Consider the following 14,420-nt stretch of genomic DNA (forward strand, 5'->3'; position numbering starts at 1 on the left):
CTCCAATCGCAATGGACGAAGGTCTACGTTTCGCAATCCGCGAAGGTGGCCGTACTGTTGGTGCTGGTGTTGTAGCTAAAATCTTCGCTTAATAGCATTTAGATTTTTGCACACTCTTCATTAGAAGAACTGCATAAGAAAAGGGAAGCTTCGGCTTCCCTTTTATTTTTCCACGTTCCCACCACTTCTTTTTGCTTTCCCTTAGTATCATCCCCGTTCCTTGTCGTTCTGCTTTTGTCACACAACTTTTCTTCGAATGCTCTGCACAAATATATTCCGATTATTTTTCCAACACCACTTGCATACTAAAATGTGATCTGTATAATGCATCGCACTGGCTAACGCCGGTTTGTGAACCAATGAGCACTGAGGAGTAGGTCTTACCTAGTAATGTATACTCAGCTTATGTTCGCGGTTAATAAAAATAGTAAACCTTGTGTTTACTTCAAAAGTTAACTGACAATGCGTCCTAATCTTGGATGCTACGGTTTCACATAAATCAATCGGCATTCTCTCGTTCTTTCGAGCTTGAGTGGCGATATTGTTTGTGTAATTTTTAATAATTGGAGCTCTGTCTCATGCAGAACCAACGTATTCGTATCCGCCTTAAAGCGTTTGATTACAAGCTAATCGATGCTTCAACTGCGGAAATCGTTGAAACAGCAAAACGTACTGGCGCACAGGTTCGTGGTCCTATTCCACTTCCTACTCGTAAAGAGCGTTTCACTGTTCTTACCTCTCCACACGTCAACAAAGATGCACGTGATCAGTACGAAATTCGTACTCACAAGCGTTTGATCGACATCGTTGAGCCAACAGATAAAACTGTTGATGCTCTAATGCGTCTTGATCTTGCAGCTGGCGTTGATGTTCAAATCAGCCTAGGTTAAGGGAGATAAGAATAATGATTGGTCTAGTCGGACGTAAAGTGGGTATGACCCGCGTATTTACTGAAGAAGGCGTTTCTATCCCAGTAACTGTTGTTGAGGTTGAAGCGAACCGTATTTCTCAAGTTAAAACTCTTGAGACAGACGGCTACGCAGCAATCCAAGTAACTACTGGTGCTAAGAAAGCTAACCGTGTAACTAAACCTGAAGCTGGTCACTTCGCGAAAGCGGGTGTTGAAGCAGGTCGCGGTCTTTGGGAATTCCGTTTAGAAAACGGCGAAGAGTTTGAAGTTGGCGCTGAGCTAAACGTAGAACTTTTCAACGAAATTAAAAAAGTAGACGTTACTGGTACATCTAAAGGTAAAGGCTTCCAAGGCGCTATCAAGCGTTGGAACTTCTCTACTCAAGATATGACTCACGGTAACTCTTTGTCTCACCGCGCACCGGGTTCAATTGGCCAATGTCAAACTCCAGGCCGCGTGTTTAAAGGCAAGAAAATGGCAGGTCACATGGGTGCTGAGCGTGTAACGACTCAAAACCTAGAGATCGTACGTGTTGACGCTGAGCGCAATCTACTCCTTATTAAAGGTGCAGTACCAGGCTCAACAGGCGGTAACGTGATCGTAAAACCTGCTGTTAAAGCATAACGTCTAGGAGTAAGTAATGGAATTGATGGTTAAAGGTGCTGATGCACTAACTGTTTCCGAGACTACTTTCGGACGTGACTTTAACGAAGCTCTAGTACACCAAGTAGTTGTTGCGTATGCAGCAGGTGCTCGTCAAGGTACTCGTGCTCAAAAGACTCGTTCTGAAGTATCAGGCGGCGGTGCTAAGCCATGGCGCCAAAAAGGTACTGGCCGTGCACGTGCTGGTACAATTCGTAGCCCAATCTGGCGTACAGGTGGTGTTACTTTTGCTGCGAAACCACAAGATCACAGCCAAAAAGTTAACAAGAAAATGTACCGCGGTGCTATGAAAAGCATTCTTTCTGAGTTGATTCGTCAAGAGCGTCTAATCGTTGTTGATAACTTCTCTGTAGAAGCACCAAAAACAAAAGAACTTGTAGCTAAGCTTAAAGAGCTTGAGCTAAATGACGTTCTGATTGTGACTGGCGAAGTAGATGAAAATCTATTCTTAGCTGCTCGTAACCTATACAAAGTAGATGCACGTGATGTTGCTGGTGTTGATCCAGTATCACTAATCGCTTTCGACAAGGTTCTGATGACTGCTGATGCAGTTAAGCAAGTTGAGGAGATGCTAGCATGATCACTGAAGAGCGTATCTTAAAAGTTCTACGTGCTCCGCACATCTCTGAAAAAGCAACTATGGCAGCTGAGAAAGCGAACACTATCGTTTTCAAAGTAGCTAAAGATGCAACTAAGAAAGAGATCAAAGCAGCTGTAGAAAAGCTATTTGAAGTTGAAGTTAAGTCTGTAAATACTCTTGTATTAAAGGGTAAGACCAAACGTCAAGGTATGCGTGAAGGCCGTCGTTCAGACGTTAAGAAAGCCTACGTTACTTTGAAAGAAGGTCAAGATCTTGACTTCGTTGGCGGCGCGGAATAACAGGAGTAGTAAAAATGGCTATTGTTAAATGTAAGCCGACTTCCCCTGGTCGTCGTCACGTCGTTAAAGTTGTTAACGCTGACCTGCACAAGGGTAAGCCATACGCACCACTTCTAGAGAAAAACTCTAAGAACGGTGGTCGTAACAACAACGGTCGTATTACAGTACGTCACATCGGTGGTGGTCATAAACACCATTACCGTCTAGTTGACTTCAAACGTACTAAAGATGGCATCCCAGCGAAAGTTGAGCGTCTAGAATACGATCCAAACCGTAGTGCTAACATCGCTCTAGTTCTGTACGCAGACGGTGAGCGTCGTTACATCATTGCACCTAAAGGTGTTAACGCAGGCGACCAGATTCAATCTGGCGTAGATGCTGCAATCAAAGCAGGTAACACTCTGCCGATGCGCAACATCCCAGTAGGTTCTACTGTACACTGTGTTGAACTTAAGCCTGGTAAAGGTGCACAACTAGCTCGTTCGGCTGGTGCTTATGCTCAAATCATCGCTCGCGATGGTGCATACGTAACTATCCGTCTACGTTCTGGTGAAATGCGCAAAGTTCTTTCTGAAGGTCGTGCAACGATCGGTGAAGTTGGTAACTCTGAGCATATGCTACGTGAACTTGGTAAAGCTGGTGCTTCACGCTGGCGCGGCGTACGTCCAACCGTACGTGGTGTAGTAATGAACCCGGTGGATCACCCACATGGTGGTGGTGAAGGCCGCACATCTGGTGGTCGTCACCCAGTATCTCCTTGGGGCGTTCCTACTAAGGGCTTCAAGACTCGTAAGAATAAGCGCACTGACAAGTACATCGTACGTCGTCGCACTAAATAATTTATAAAGAGGAATCGCCATGCCACGTTCTCTCAAGAAAGGTCCTTTTATTGACCTACACTTGCTGAAGAAGGTAGAGAAAGCGGTGGAAAGCGGAGACAAAAAGCCTATTAAGACTTGGTCCCGTCGCTCAATGATCATCCCAACAATGATTGGTTTGACCATCGCTGTCCATAATGGTCGTCAGCACGTCCCAGTTTTCGTTACCGAAGAAATGATCGGTCACAAACTAGGCGAATTTGCACCAACTCGTACTTATCGCGGTCATGCTGCAGATAAGAAAGCTAAGAAGAAATAAGGAGTAGATGATGGAAGCTTTAGCTAAACATAACTTTGCTCGTATTTCTCCACAGAAAGCTCGCTTAGTTGCAGACCAAATTCGCGGTAAGTCGGTAGACCAGGCTCTAGAAATTCTAACTTTCAGCAACAAAAAAGCTGCTGTTTTAGTTAAGAAAGTTCTTGAGTCAGCTATCGCTAACGCGGAACATAACGAAGGTGCAGATATCGACGATCTAAATGTCGCTAAAATCTTCGTAGATGAGGGCCCTATCATGAAGCGTATTATGCCTCGTGCTAAAGGTCGTGCGGATCGTATCTTGAAGCGTTCAAGCCACATCACTATTGTTGTAGCAGATCGCTAAAGACTAGGAGAGTAAGCAATGGGTCAGAAAGTACATCCTAATGGTATTCGTCTTGGCATCGTCAAGCCTTGGAATGCTACATGGTTTGCTAATACCAACGAATTCGCTGACAACCTAGACGGCGACTTCAAGGTACGTCAGTTCCTTACCAAGGAACTACAAAAAGCATCATTATCTCGTATCGTTATCGAGCGTCCAGCTAAGAGCATCCGTGTGACTATTCACACAGCTCGTCCTGGCGTTGTTATCGGTAAGAAAGGTGAAGACGTAGAGAAGCTACGCGCAGCTGTAGCTAAAATCGCAGGTGTACCAGCGCAAATTAACATCGCTGAAGTACGTAAGCCTGAGCTAGATGGTCAGCTTGTAGCTGATAGCATCGCGTCTCAACTAGAGCGTCGTGTTATGTTCCGTCGTGCAATGAAGCGTGCGGTACAAAATGCTATGCGTCTAGGCGCTAAAGGCATCAAAGTACAAGTAGGCGGCCGTCTTGGCGGTGCTGAAATCGCACGTTCAGAGTGGTACCGTGAAGGCCGTGTGCCTCTACACACTCTACGTGCAGACATTGATTACGCAACTTCTTCGGCTCACACTCAATACGGTGTGATCGGCATTAAAGTTTGGATCTTCAAAGGTGAGATTCTAGGCGGTATGCCAGCTGCTAACGCAGTAGAGCCAAAAGGCGATAAGCCTAAGAAGCAGCGTAAAGGCCGTAAGTAAGGAGTCGAACGATGCTACAACCAAAACGTACTAAGTTCCGCAAGGTTATGACTGGTCGTAACCGTGGTCTAGCTAAAGGTACTGAAGTAAGCTTCGGCGAATTCGGTCTTAAAGCTGTTGGCCGTGGTCGCCTGACTGCACGTCAAATCGAAGCGGCACGTCGTGCTATGACACGTCACATTAAGCGTCAAGGTCAAATCTGGATCCGTGTGTTCCCAGACAAACCTATTACTGAAAAGCCTCTTGAAGTTCGTCAAGGTAAAGGTAAAGGTTCAGTTGCGTACTGGGTTGCTCAAATCCAACCAGGCAAAGTTATGTACGAGATGAATGGCGTACCTGAAGAGTTGGCACGTGAAGCGTTCCGCCTAGCGGCACGTAAACTGCCTGTTAAAACTACTTTTGTAACTAAGCAGGTGATGTGATGAAAGCACAAGATCTACGCGAAAAGAACGTTGAAGAGCTTAACGCTGAGCTATTGAATTTGCTACGTGAACAGTTCAACTTGCGCATGCAAGCTGCAACTGGTCAACTACAGCAAACTCATACTCTAAAAGCTGTACGCCGTGACATCGCACGTGTGAAAACTGTTTTGACTGAAAAGGCAGGCGCATAATGAGCGAAACTAACCGCATCCAGCAAGGCCGTGTAGTAAGTGACAAGATGGACAAGTCTATCGTTGTTGCTATTGAGCGTACTGTAAAACACCCAATTTACGGTAAGTTCATCAAACGCACGACTAAAGTACACGCACACGACGAAGACAACACTTGTGGCCTAGGCGACAAAGTTGAAATCGCTGAGTGTCGTCCTCTGTCTAAGACTAAGTCTTGGACATTGGTTAAAGTTCTAGAAAAAGCGAAGATTTAATCTTTGTAATTCTATAACTTATAAGCGGCTCCAAATAATTTTTTGGAGCCGCTTGTTTTTTGTCTACCCAATTTAAAAAAAGGGTGGTACAATTCGCGTCCCTTTTAAAGAGGCAGCCCGACCCGAGAGGGTCTAGTTTTAATATTTAGCGGAGCACTAACAATGATCCAGATGCAAAGTACACTTGACGCAGCAGATAACTCTGGCGCGCGCAAGGTAATGTGTATTAAGGTTCTGGGTGGCTCTCACCGCCGTTATGCACATATCGGTGACGTCATCAAGGTTACAGTGAAGGAAGCGATTCCTCGCGGTAAAGTAAAGAAAGGTGATGTTCTGAAGGCGGTAGTAGTGCGCACCCGTAAAGGCGTTCGTCGCCCAGACGGTTCTGTCATTCGCTTCGACAGTAATGCTTGTGTATTGTTAAATGACACTACTGAGCAACCAGTCGGCACACGTATCTTTGGTCCTGTGACTCGTGAACTTCGTAACGCGAAATTCATGAAGATTGTATCACTTGCACCTGAAGTTCTGTAAGGAGCGGCAACATGGCAGCTAAAATCCGTCGTAATGACGAAGTAATCATTCTTGCTGGTAAAGATAAAGGCAAGAAAGGTAAAGTAACTAAGGTTCTGACAACTGGTAAAGTTGTTGTTGAAGGCATCAATCTTGTTAAAAAACACCAAAAGCCGGTTCCGGCTCTAGGTCAACAAGGTGGCATCGTTGAACAAGAAGCAGCTATTGATGCTTCTAACGTTGCAGTCTTTAACGCGGCTACTGGTAAAGCAGACCGTATCGGTTTCCGTATCGAAGATGGCAAGAAAGTTCGTTTCTTCAAATCTAACGGCGAAACTGTTTCTAACTAATTAGAAGTAATTTGGAGTTCTACTATGGCGAAACTGCATGATTACTACAAGTCGTCTGTAGTCGCTGAGCTTACCAAAGAGTTCAGCTACACAAGCGTCATGCAAGTCCCTAGGATTGAGAAAATCACCCTAAACATGGGCGTTGGTGAAGCAATCAACGATAAGAAACTGCTAGAAAACGCAGCGTCTGATATGGCAACGATCTCTGGTCAAAAGCCTCTTATCACGAAAGCGCGTAAATCTGTAGCTGGTTTCAAAATTCGTGAAGGCTACCCAATTGGTTGTAAAGTAACCTTGCGTGGTGAGCGCATGTGGGAATTTTTAGAGCGTTTAATCTCTATCGCACTTCCACGTGTACGTGATTTCCGTGGTGTTAGCGCTAAGTCTTTTGACGGACGCGGTAACTACAGCATGGGCGTTCGCGAGCAAATCATCTTTCCGGAAATCGACTACGATAAAGTCGATCGTGTCCGCGGTCTTGATATTACTATCACGACATCTGCGGGATCCGATGAGGAAGGCCGAGCTCTGCTGGCTGCCTTTAACTTCCCATTCCGTAAGTAAGGGTAGGGTTACTGTTATGGCTAAACAATCAATGAAAGCACGTGAAGCTAAACGTGCAAAACTAGTAGTTAAGTTCGCTGAAAAGCGTTCTGCGCTAAAAGTTATCATTAGCGATGTAAACGCATCTGAAGAAGATCGTTGGAATGCGGTTCTTAAACTGCAATCTCTTCCACGTGATTCAAGTGCATCACGTCAGCGCAACCGTTGCAACCAAACTGGTCGTCCACACGGTTACCTACGTAAATTCGGTCTAAGCCGTATTAAGGTTCGCGAAGCTTGCATGAAAGGCGAGATTCCGGGTCTTCGTAAGGCTAGCTGGTAATTGCCACTTAATCATTTGGAGTAAATCTTATGAGCATGCAAGATCCGATTTCGGATATGCTGACCCGCGTTCGTAACGGTCAGGCAGCAAATAAAGTTGCTGTAAAAATGCCTTCTTCAAAGCTTAAAGTTGCAATTGCTGCATTACTTAAAGCTGAAGGTTACATCGTAGACTTCGCTGTTGACAGCGAAGCAAAACCTGAGCTAGAAGTTACTCTTAAGTACTTCCAAGCTAAACCTGTAATCGAGCAAATCAAGCGCGTATCACGTCCTGGTCTAAGAGTTTATAAAAATAAAGACTCTTTACCTACAGTGATGGGTGGTCTTGGTATTGCAGTTGTTTCTACTTCCAAGGGTCTGATGTCTGACCGTGCTGCTCGTAAAGCAGGTCTTGGCGGTGAAATCATCTGTTACGTAGCTTAAGGAGTAGATTATGTCTCGTGTTGCTAAAGCACCTGTCGCTATTCCAGCTGGCGTAGAGGTGAAACTAAACGGCCAAGAAGTTACTGTAAAAGGTAGCAAAGGTGAGCTTACTCGCGTTCTTAACAGCGCCGTAGTTATTGCACAGGAAGAAAACAACCTAACTTTCGGTCCGAAAGAAGGTGTTACTAACGCATGGGCACAAGCTGGTACAGCTCGCGCTCTAGTTAATAACATGGTTGTGGGTGTTACTGAGGGCTTCACTAAGAAGCTAACTCTTAAGGGTGTTGGTTACCGTGCTGCTATGAAAGGCAACGCTGTAGGTCTAACTCTTGGTTTTTCTCACCCAGTAGAGCACGCTCTACCTGAAGGTATTAAAGCTGAGTGCCCTAGCCAAACTGAGATCGTTATTACTGGTTGCGATAAGCAAGTAGTAGGTCAAGTTGCGGCTGACATTCGTTCTTACCGTGCTCCTGAGCCTTACAAAGGCAAAGGTGTTCGTTACGCAGATGAAAATGTGCGTACTAAAGAAGCTAAGAAGAAGTAAGGTATCACTATGGATAAGAAAGCATCTCGCATCCGTCGTGCTACACGTGCACGTCGTAAGATTGCAGAACTTGGTGCAACTCGCCTGGTAGTACATCGTACTCCTCGCCATGTTTACGCTCAAGTTATCTCGGCAAACGGCTCTGAGGTTATCGCAGCTGCTTCTACTGTAGAAAAAGCGATCCGTGAGCAAGTTAAGAACACTGGTAACGTCGATGCAGCTAAAGCAGTTGGTAAAGCTGTTGCTGAGCGCGCTCTTGAAAAAGGCGTAGCTTCAGTTGCATTTGACCGTTCTGGTTTCCAATACCACGGTCGAGTAGCGGCGCTAGCAGAATCTGCTCGCGAAGCTGGTCTGAAATTCTAAGGTAGGGTTGGAAGATGGCTAAAGAACAACAACAAGCTAATGATTTGCAAGAAAAGCTGATCGCTGTTAACCGTGTATCTAAGACGGTTAAAGGTGGTCGAATCATGAGCTTCACTGCACTAACAGTAGTTGGTGACGGTAATGGTCGCGTAGGTTTCGGTTACGGCAAAGCTCGTGAAGTACCTGCAGCGATTCAAAAAGCAATGGAAAAAGCGCGTCGTAACATGGTTACTGTTGCGCTTAACGAAGGCACTCTTCACCACCCGGTGAAAGGTCGTCATTCGGGCTCTAAAGTTTACATGCAGCCAGCTGCTGAAGGTACAGGTGTTATTGCCGGTGGTGCAATGCGTGCCGTACTTGAAGTTGCAGGCGTACATAACGTTCTTTCTAAAGCATACGGTTCAACGAACCCAATCAACGTTGTTCGCGCAACGATTGGTGCTCTAGTAGACGTTAAGTCACCAGAAATGGTTGCTGCTAAACGTGGTCTAACTGTTGAATCTATTTCGGAGTAAGCACACGATGGCAACTATTAAAGTAACTCAAACTAAAAGCTCAATTGGTCGCCTACCTAAGCACAAAGCGTGTCTTAAAGGTCTAGGTCTTCGTCGCATCAACCATACAGTAGAACTTGAAGATACTCCGTGCGTACGCGGTATGATCAACAAGGTTTACTACATGGTTAAGATTGAGGAGTAATCAGAATGCGTTTGAATACTCTATCACCGGCTGCTGGCTCTAAACCTTCTAAGAAGCGTGTAGGTCGTGGTATCGGTTCTGGCCTTGGTAAAACAGGTGGCCGCGGTCACAAAGGTCAAAAGTCACGTTCTGGCGGCTCTGTTCGTCCAGGTTTTGAAGGCGGTCAAATGCCTCTAAAACAACGTCTACCTAAATTCGGTTTCACTTCTCGTAAGAGCCTAGTGTCTGCTGAAGTTCGTCTAGCTGAGCTAGCGAAAGTAACAGGTGACGTAGTTGATCTTAACAGCCTTAAAGCTGCTAACGTTATCACTAAGAACATCGAGTTTGTTAAGATCGTTCTTTCTGGTGACCTAAGCAAAGCTGTGACTGTTAAAGGTCTACGCGTGACTAAAGGCGCTAAAGCTGCAATCGAAGCTGCAGGCGGTAAAATCGAGGAATAATCTCGAGGAACGAGGTACAGATGGCTAAGAAACCAGGAAAAGATTTTCGTAGTGCTCAGAGCGGCTTAAGTGAACTAAAGTCGCGCTTATTATTCGTAATTGGTGCACTTTTAGTATTCCGAGCCGGCTCTTTTGTGCCGATCCCTGGTATTGACGCAGCTGTACTTGCCGATTTGTTCGATCAGCAAAAAGGTACCATCGTAGAAATGTTTAACATGTTCTCCGGTGGTGCTCTTGAGCGTGCATCTATATTAGCATTGGGTATCATGCCGTACATTTCGGCATCGATCGTAGTCCAATTGCTAACTGTAGTTCATCCAGCGTTAGCGGAACTCAAAAAAGAGGGTGAAGCAGGCCGTCGTAAGATAAGCCAATATACACGCTACGGCACGCTTGTACTTGCAACATTCCAAGCTATTGGTATCGCAACAGGCTTACCAAACATGGTCGACAATCTGGTTGTTATCAACCAAACCATGTTTACGCTTATTGCTACCGTGAGTTTAGTAACTGGTACCATGTTTTTGATGTGGTTAGGTGAACAAATCACTGAGCGAGGAATCGGTAATGGTATTTCCATTCTGATTTTTGCAGGTATTGTTGCTGGATTGCCTTCTGCAATCGGTCAAACAATCGAGCAAGCGCGTCAAGGTGAATTGCATGTGCTTCTTCTGTTGTTTATCGCGGTATTGTCTTTTGCTGTAATTTACTTCGTAGTTTTCATGGAACGTGGTCAACGTCGTATCGTCGTTAACTATGCGAAGCGTCAACAAGGTCGTAAAGTTTTTGCAGCTCAAAGCTCTCACTTGCCTCTTAAGATTAATATGGCAGGTGTTATTCCAGCGATTTTTGCATCAAGTATTATTTTGTTCCCAGGAACATTAGCACAATGGTTTGGTCAAAATGGTGAAAGCAGCGCGTTCGGTTGGTTAACTGACGTGTCATTAGCTCTTAGCCCAGGTCAACCTTTGTATGTAATGCTTTATGCAGCAGCTATAATCTTCTTCTGTTTCTTCTATACAGCGTTGGTGTTTAACCCGCGTGAAACAGCTGATAATTTGAAGAAGTCTGGTGCATTCGTACCCGGTATCCGCCCAGGTGAGCAGACAGCGAAATATATCGATAAAGTGATGACTAGGCTAACCCTTGCGGGCGCTCTATACATTACTTTTATATGTCTGATTCCTGAATTCATGATGGTCGCGTGGAACGTTCGTTTCTACTTCGGCGGCACATCACTACTAATCGTAGTGGTAGTTATCATGGATTTCATGGCACAGGTACAGACTCATCTGATGTCACAACAGTATGATTCTGTGTTAAAGAAAGCGAATCTGAAAGGTTACGGCCGTTAATTCGGTAGTAATTATTTCGATTCCATTTACGGAGTTTAGCAATGAAAGTTCGTGCTTCCGTTAAAAAAATCTGCCGTAACTGTAAAGTTATCAAGCGTAACGGTGTCGTTCGCGTGATTTGCAGTGAGCCAAAGCATAAGCAACGCCAAGGCTAATCAGCAGAAATTTTTACTTGAAATACTAGGTAGAGTCGAGTATATTCCTCGGCCTACCTTTTGCGTGCAAAAGAAGTAGTATGCCGCAGCGTATCCATAACGGGCTTTGCTGCGGATAATTCTTTTATGAACCCCCTTAGGAGTGAATAATGGCCCGTATAGCCGGCATTAACATTCCTGATCATAAGCATTCTGTAATTGCACTTACTGCAATCTACGGTATTGGCAAAACTCGCTCTCAAGCTATTCTAGCTGAAGTGGGTATTGCTGAAGATGCTAAGATCAGTGAACTAACTGAAGAGCAGATCGATCAACTGCGTGATGGTGTAGCTAAATACACTGTAGAAGGTGATCTACGTCGTGAAGTATCGATGAACATCAAGCGTCTTATGGACCTTGGCTGTTACCGCGGTCTTCGTCATCGTCGCAGTCTACCACTACGTGGACAGCGTACTAAAACCAACGCTCGCACCCGTAAGGGTCCGCGCAAGCCGATCAAGAAATAGTCGGATAAGGTAGAGTACAATGGCAAAACAACCAACTCGCGCGCGTAAGCGCGTACGCAAGCAAGTAGCTGATGGCGTAGCGCACATTCATGCTTCTTTCAACAACACAATCGTAACTATCACTGACCGTCAAGGCAACGCTCTTGCATGGGCTACAGCAGGTGGTTCAGGTTTCCGTGGTTCTCGTAAATCTACTCCGTTCGCAGCACAAGTTGCAGCTGAGCGTTGTGGTGAAATGGCTAAAGAATATGGCCTAAAGAACTTGGAAGTTATGGTTAAGGGTCCAGGTCCAGGTCGCGAATCTACTGTTCGTGCACTGAACGCTGCTGGTTTCCGTATCACTAACATTGTTGATGCGACACCAATCCCTCATAACGGTTGTCGTCCACCTAAGAAACGTCGCGTTTAAGTTTCGTTTCTAGGAATATTGGAGAAAGATCATGGCAAGATATTTGGGTCCTAAGCTGAAGCTTAGCCGTCGCGAAGGTACTGACTTATTCCTTAAGTCTGGTGTCCGTGCGATCGATACCAAGTGTAAAATTGATAACGCACCAGGTGTACACGGCGCTCGTCGCGGTCGTCTATCTGAGTATGGCGTTCAGCTTCGTGAGAAGCAAAAAGTTCGTCGTATTTACGGCGTTCTAGAAAAACAATTCCGCAACTACTACAAAGAAGCTGCACGTCTTAAAGGCAACACAGGTGCAAACCTGCTTCAGCTTCTTGAAGGTCGTCTTGATAACGTAGTTTACCGTATGGGCTTTGGCGCTACTCGTGCTGAATCTCGTCAACTAGTTAGCCACAAGTCTATTCTAGTTAACGGTAAAGTTGTAAACGTTCCTTCTTTCAAAGTAGCGGCAAACGACGTTGTTTCTATCCGCGAGAAAGCTAAACAGCAATCTCGTATTAAAGCGGCTCTAGAAGTTGCTGAACAACGTGAAAAGCCAACTTGGATTGAAGTAGATGCTGGCAAAATGGAAGGTACATTCAAGCGTATGCCTGAGCGTTCTGACCTATCAGCTGACATCAATGAACACTTGATCGTCGAACTTTACTCTAAGTAAGGTTAAAAAAAGAGAGGACACAATGCAGGGTTCTGTAACAGAATTTCTTAAGCCGCGTCTTGTTGACATTGAACAGATCAATACGACACACGCGAAAGTAACTCTTGAGCCATTAGAGCGCGGTTTCGGCCATACTCTAGGTAATGCTCTTCGCCGCATTCTTCTATCTTCTATGCCGGGTTGTGCCGTAACAGAAGTTGAAATCGAAGGTGTGCTACACGAATACAGCACTAAAGAAGGCGTTCAGGAAGATATCCTGGAAATCCTTCTAAACCTTAAAGGTTTAGCTGTACGCGTTGCTGAAGGCAAAGATGAAGTGTTTATTACACTGAACAAATCAGGCTCAGGCCCTGTTGTTGCAGGTGACATCACCCACGATGGTGATGTAGAGATCGCTAACCCTGAGCACGTAATTTGTCACCTAACGGATGACAACGCTGAGATCGCTATGCGTATCAAAGTAGAACGTGGTCGTGGTTACGTTCCAGCTTCAGCTCGTATCCATACTGAAGAAGATGAGCGTCCAATCGGTCGTCTACTTGTTGACGCTACTTACAGCCCGGTCGATAAAATCGCCTATGCTGTTGAAGCGGCACGTGTAGAACAACGTACTGACTTAGACAAGCTTGTTATCGATATGGAAACGAACGGTACTCTAGAACCTGAGGAAGCAATCCGTCGTGCAGCTACTATTTTAGCTGAACAACTGGATGCGTTCGTAGATCTTCGTGATGTACGTGTACCTGAGGAGAAGGAAGAGAAGCCAGAATTCGATCCTATCCTACTACGTCCTGTAGACGATCTTGAACTAACAGTTCGCTCTGCTAACTGTTTGAAAGCAGAAGCGATTCACTACATCGGTGATCTTGTACAGCGCACTGAGGTTGAGCTACTTAAAACGCCAAACCTTGGTAAGAAATCTCTTACAGAGATTAAAGATGTGCTTGCTTCACGTGGTCTTTCTCTAGGCATGCGCCTAGAAAACTGGCCACCAGCGTCAATCGCTGAAGATTAATCGAAAAGTTAGAAGGATTAGGTCATGCGCCATCGTAAAAGTGGTCGTCAACTCAACCGCAACAGCAGTCATCGCAAAGCGATGTTCAGCAACATGGCTAGCTCTCTTGTTCGTCACGAAGTTATTAAAACTACCGTGCCTAAAGCAAAAGAACTACGTCGCGTAATTGAGCCATTGATTACCCTAGCTAAGACAGACAGTGTTGCTAACCGTCGTCTTGCATTTGCTCGCACTCGTGATAACGAAGTTGTGGCAAAACTATTTAATGAACTAGGCCCGCGTTTCGCGGCTCGCCAAGGTGGTTACACTCGCATTCTTAAATGTGGTTTCCGTACTGGTGATAAAGCTCCAATGGCTTACATTGAGCTTGTAGACCGCCCAGCTGCTGAAGAAGCTGCTGAGTAATCTATACTAGATTCTTAATACAAAAGCCGAGCATTAGCTCGGCTTTTTTGTATCTGTAGAATTAGGAGACCGACATAAGAATTGCACCACGATATTTGGCACTTTTCTTTACCTTCTCTGCTCCATTTCTCAATAATATCTCGTATCTCGTATCTCGTATCTCGTATCTCGTATCTCGTATCTCGTATCT

General features: G+C 45.2%; 28 protein-coding genes and 1 pseudogene. All 29 read left to right on the forward strand.

The window, feature by feature from the left end; translation table 11 throughout:
- Nucleotides 1–92: pseudogene (locus ACED59_RS22850) on the forward strand (elongation factor Tu); the annotation flags it as partial.
- A gap of 486 nt (nt 93–578) precedes the next feature.
- A complete protein-coding gene (gene rpsJ / locus ACED59_RS22855) occupies nt 579–890 on the forward strand; it encodes a 30S ribosomal protein S10 (protein ID WP_004736761.1) in 312 nt (103 codons plus the stop codon).
- Between the two features lie 14 nt (nt 891–904).
- Entirely contained in the window at nt 905–1,534 is a 630-nt protein-coding gene (gene rplC, locus ACED59_RS22860) for a 50S ribosomal protein L3 (protein WP_004736763.1), read from the forward strand.
- Nucleotides 1,535–1,550: 16 nt separating this feature from the next.
- The gene (rplD, locus tag ACED59_RS22865; RefSeq protein WP_004736764.1) at nt 1,551–2,153 is read left to right on the forward strand and encodes a 50S ribosomal protein L4; all 603 of its coding nucleotides are present in this window, start codon (nt 1,551–1,553) and stop codon (nt 2,151–2,153) included.
- The gene (gene rplW / locus ACED59_RS22870; RefSeq protein ID WP_004736765.1) at nt 2,150–2,452 is read left to right on the forward strand and encodes a 50S ribosomal protein L23; all 303 of its coding nucleotides are present in this window, start codon (nt 2,150–2,152) and stop codon (nt 2,450–2,452) included. The genes rplD and rplW overlap by 4 nt, the downstream gene beginning before the upstream one ends.
- A 14-nt stretch (nt 2,453–2,466) precedes the next feature.
- On the forward strand, nt 2,467–3,291 hold the full coding sequence (gene rplB / locus ACED59_RS22875) for a 50S ribosomal protein L2 (protein WP_012604912.1): 825 nt from the start codon (nt 2,467–2,469) through the stop codon (nt 3,289–3,291).
- Between the two features lie 19 nt (nt 3,292–3,310).
- Complete coding sequence (gene rpsS / locus ACED59_RS22880; protein WP_004736729.1) at nt 3,311–3,589, forward strand: 30S ribosomal protein S19; 279 nt, start codon at nt 3,311–3,313, stop codon at nt 3,587–3,589.
- Nucleotides 3,590–3,599: 10 nt separating this feature from the next.
- The gene (gene rplV / locus ACED59_RS22885) at nt 3,600–3,932 is read left to right on the forward strand and encodes a 50S ribosomal protein L22 (protein WP_004736732.1); all 333 of its coding nucleotides are present in this window, start codon (nt 3,600–3,602) and stop codon (nt 3,930–3,932) included.
- A gap of 18 nt (nt 3,933–3,950) precedes the next feature.
- Nucleotides 3,951–4,649, forward strand: coding sequence for a 30S ribosomal protein S3 (rpsC, locus tag ACED59_RS22890; protein ID WP_004736734.1), 699 nt, complete (start codon nt 3,951–3,953; stop codon nt 4,647–4,649).
- A gap of 11 nt (nt 4,650–4,660) precedes the next feature.
- Nucleotides 4,661–5,071, forward strand: a complete 411-nt coding sequence (rplP, locus tag ACED59_RS22895) for a 50S ribosomal protein L16 (RefSeq protein WP_004736736.1) — start codon at nt 4,661–4,663, stop codon at nt 5,069–5,071.
- Nucleotides 5,071–5,262, forward strand: coding sequence for a 50S ribosomal protein L29 (rpmC, locus tag ACED59_RS22900; RefSeq protein ID WP_004736737.1), 192 nt, complete (start codon nt 5,071–5,073; stop codon nt 5,260–5,262). The genes rplP and rpmC overlap by 1 nt, the downstream gene beginning before the upstream one ends.
- Nucleotides 5,262–5,516: a 30S ribosomal protein S17 gene (rpsQ, locus tag ACED59_RS22905; RefSeq protein ID WP_004736739.1), complete on the forward strand. Its 255-nt coding sequence runs from the start codon at nt 5,262–5,264 to the stop codon at nt 5,514–5,516. Before rpmC ends, rpsQ begins: the two co-directional genes overlap by 1 nt.
- Before the next feature lie 162 nt (nt 5,517–5,678).
- Nucleotides 5,679–6,050 (forward strand): 50S ribosomal protein L14, encoded by a 372-nt coding sequence (gene rplN / locus ACED59_RS22910; RefSeq protein ID WP_004736740.1) that lies wholly within the window; start codon nt 5,679–5,681, stop codon nt 6,048–6,050.
- An 11-nt stretch (nt 6,051–6,061) separates the two neighbouring features.
- The gene (rplX, locus tag ACED59_RS22915; protein WP_004736742.1) at nt 6,062–6,379 is read left to right on the forward strand and encodes a 50S ribosomal protein L24; all 318 of its coding nucleotides are present in this window, start codon (nt 6,062–6,064) and stop codon (nt 6,377–6,379) included.
- Between the two features lie 24 nt (nt 6,380–6,403).
- Entirely contained in the window at nt 6,404–6,943 is a 540-nt protein-coding gene (gene rplE, locus ACED59_RS22920; protein ID WP_004736744.1) for a 50S ribosomal protein L5, read from the forward strand.
- 16 nt (nt 6,944–6,959) lie between these two features.
- A complete protein-coding gene (gene rpsN, locus ACED59_RS22925; protein WP_004736747.1) occupies nt 6,960–7,265 on the forward strand; it encodes a 30S ribosomal protein S14 in 306 nt (101 codons plus the stop codon).
- A gap of 29 nt (nt 7,266–7,294) precedes the next feature.
- On the forward strand, nt 7,295–7,687 hold the full coding sequence (gene rpsH / locus ACED59_RS22930) for a 30S ribosomal protein S8 (protein WP_009847785.1): 393 nt from the start codon (nt 7,295–7,297) through the stop codon (nt 7,685–7,687).
- Between the two features lie 10 nt (nt 7,688–7,697).
- Complete coding sequence (rplF, locus tag ACED59_RS22935) at nt 7,698–8,231, forward strand: 50S ribosomal protein L6 (protein ID WP_009847784.1); 534 nt, start codon at nt 7,698–7,700, stop codon at nt 8,229–8,231.
- A gap of 9 nt (nt 8,232–8,240) precedes the next feature.
- Entirely contained in the window at nt 8,241–8,594 is a 354-nt protein-coding gene (gene rplR / locus ACED59_RS22940; RefSeq protein WP_009847783.1) for a 50S ribosomal protein L18, read from the forward strand.
- A 14-nt stretch (nt 8,595–8,608) separates the two neighbouring features.
- On the forward strand, nt 8,609–9,109 hold the full coding sequence (gene rpsE / locus ACED59_RS22945; RefSeq protein ID WP_004736754.1) for a 30S ribosomal protein S5: 501 nt from the start codon (nt 8,609–8,611) through the stop codon (nt 9,107–9,109).
- 7 nt (nt 9,110–9,116) lie between these two features.
- On the forward strand, nt 9,117–9,293 hold the full coding sequence (gene rpmD / locus ACED59_RS22950) for a 50S ribosomal protein L30 (RefSeq protein WP_004736756.1): 177 nt from the start codon (nt 9,117–9,119) through the stop codon (nt 9,291–9,293).
- A gap of 5 nt (nt 9,294–9,298) precedes the next feature.
- Nucleotides 9,299–9,733: a 50S ribosomal protein L15 gene (gene rplO / locus ACED59_RS22955; RefSeq protein WP_004736758.1), complete on the forward strand. Its 435-nt coding sequence runs from the start codon at nt 9,299–9,301 to the stop codon at nt 9,731–9,733.
- Nucleotides 9,734–9,753: 20 nt separating this feature from the next.
- Complete coding sequence (secY, locus tag ACED59_RS22960; RefSeq protein WP_004736759.1) at nt 9,754–11,088, forward strand: preprotein translocase subunit SecY; 1,335 nt, start codon at nt 9,754–9,756, stop codon at nt 11,086–11,088.
- Between the two features lie 41 nt (nt 11,089–11,129).
- Nucleotides 11,130–11,243: a 50S ribosomal protein L36 gene (gene rpmJ, locus ACED59_RS22965; protein ID WP_000868186.1), complete on the forward strand. Its 114-nt coding sequence runs from the start codon at nt 11,130–11,132 to the stop codon at nt 11,241–11,243.
- 149 nt (nt 11,244–11,392) lie between these two features.
- Entirely contained in the window at nt 11,393–11,749 is a 357-nt protein-coding gene (gene rpsM / locus ACED59_RS22970; RefSeq protein ID WP_004738779.1) for a 30S ribosomal protein S13, read from the forward strand.
- A gap of 19 nt (nt 11,750–11,768) precedes the next feature.
- Complete coding sequence (gene rpsK, locus ACED59_RS22975) at nt 11,769–12,158, forward strand: 30S ribosomal protein S11 (protein ID WP_004738778.1); 390 nt, start codon at nt 11,769–11,771, stop codon at nt 12,156–12,158.
- Nucleotides 12,159–12,189: 31 nt separating this feature from the next.
- Complete coding sequence (gene rpsD, locus ACED59_RS22980; protein ID WP_004738777.1) at nt 12,190–12,810, forward strand: 30S ribosomal protein S4; 621 nt, start codon at nt 12,190–12,192, stop codon at nt 12,808–12,810.
- A 22-nt stretch (nt 12,811–12,832) separates the two neighbouring features.
- Entirely contained in the window at nt 12,833–13,825 is a 993-nt protein-coding gene (gene rpoA / locus ACED59_RS22985) for a DNA-directed RNA polymerase subunit alpha (protein ID WP_004729813.1), read from the forward strand.
- 24 nt (nt 13,826–13,849) lie between these two features.
- Nucleotides 13,850–14,230, forward strand: coding sequence for a 50S ribosomal protein L17 (rplQ, locus tag ACED59_RS22990; RefSeq protein ID WP_004729812.1), 381 nt, complete (start codon nt 13,850–13,852; stop codon nt 14,228–14,230).
- Nucleotides 14,231–14,420 lie beyond the last annotated feature (190 nt).

This window comes from Vibrio sp. FF266 (assembly GCF_041439695.1).
GTDB classification, from domain to species: Bacteria; Pseudomonadota; Gammaproteobacteria; order Enterobacterales; family Vibrionaceae; genus Vibrio; species Vibrio tasmaniensis_A.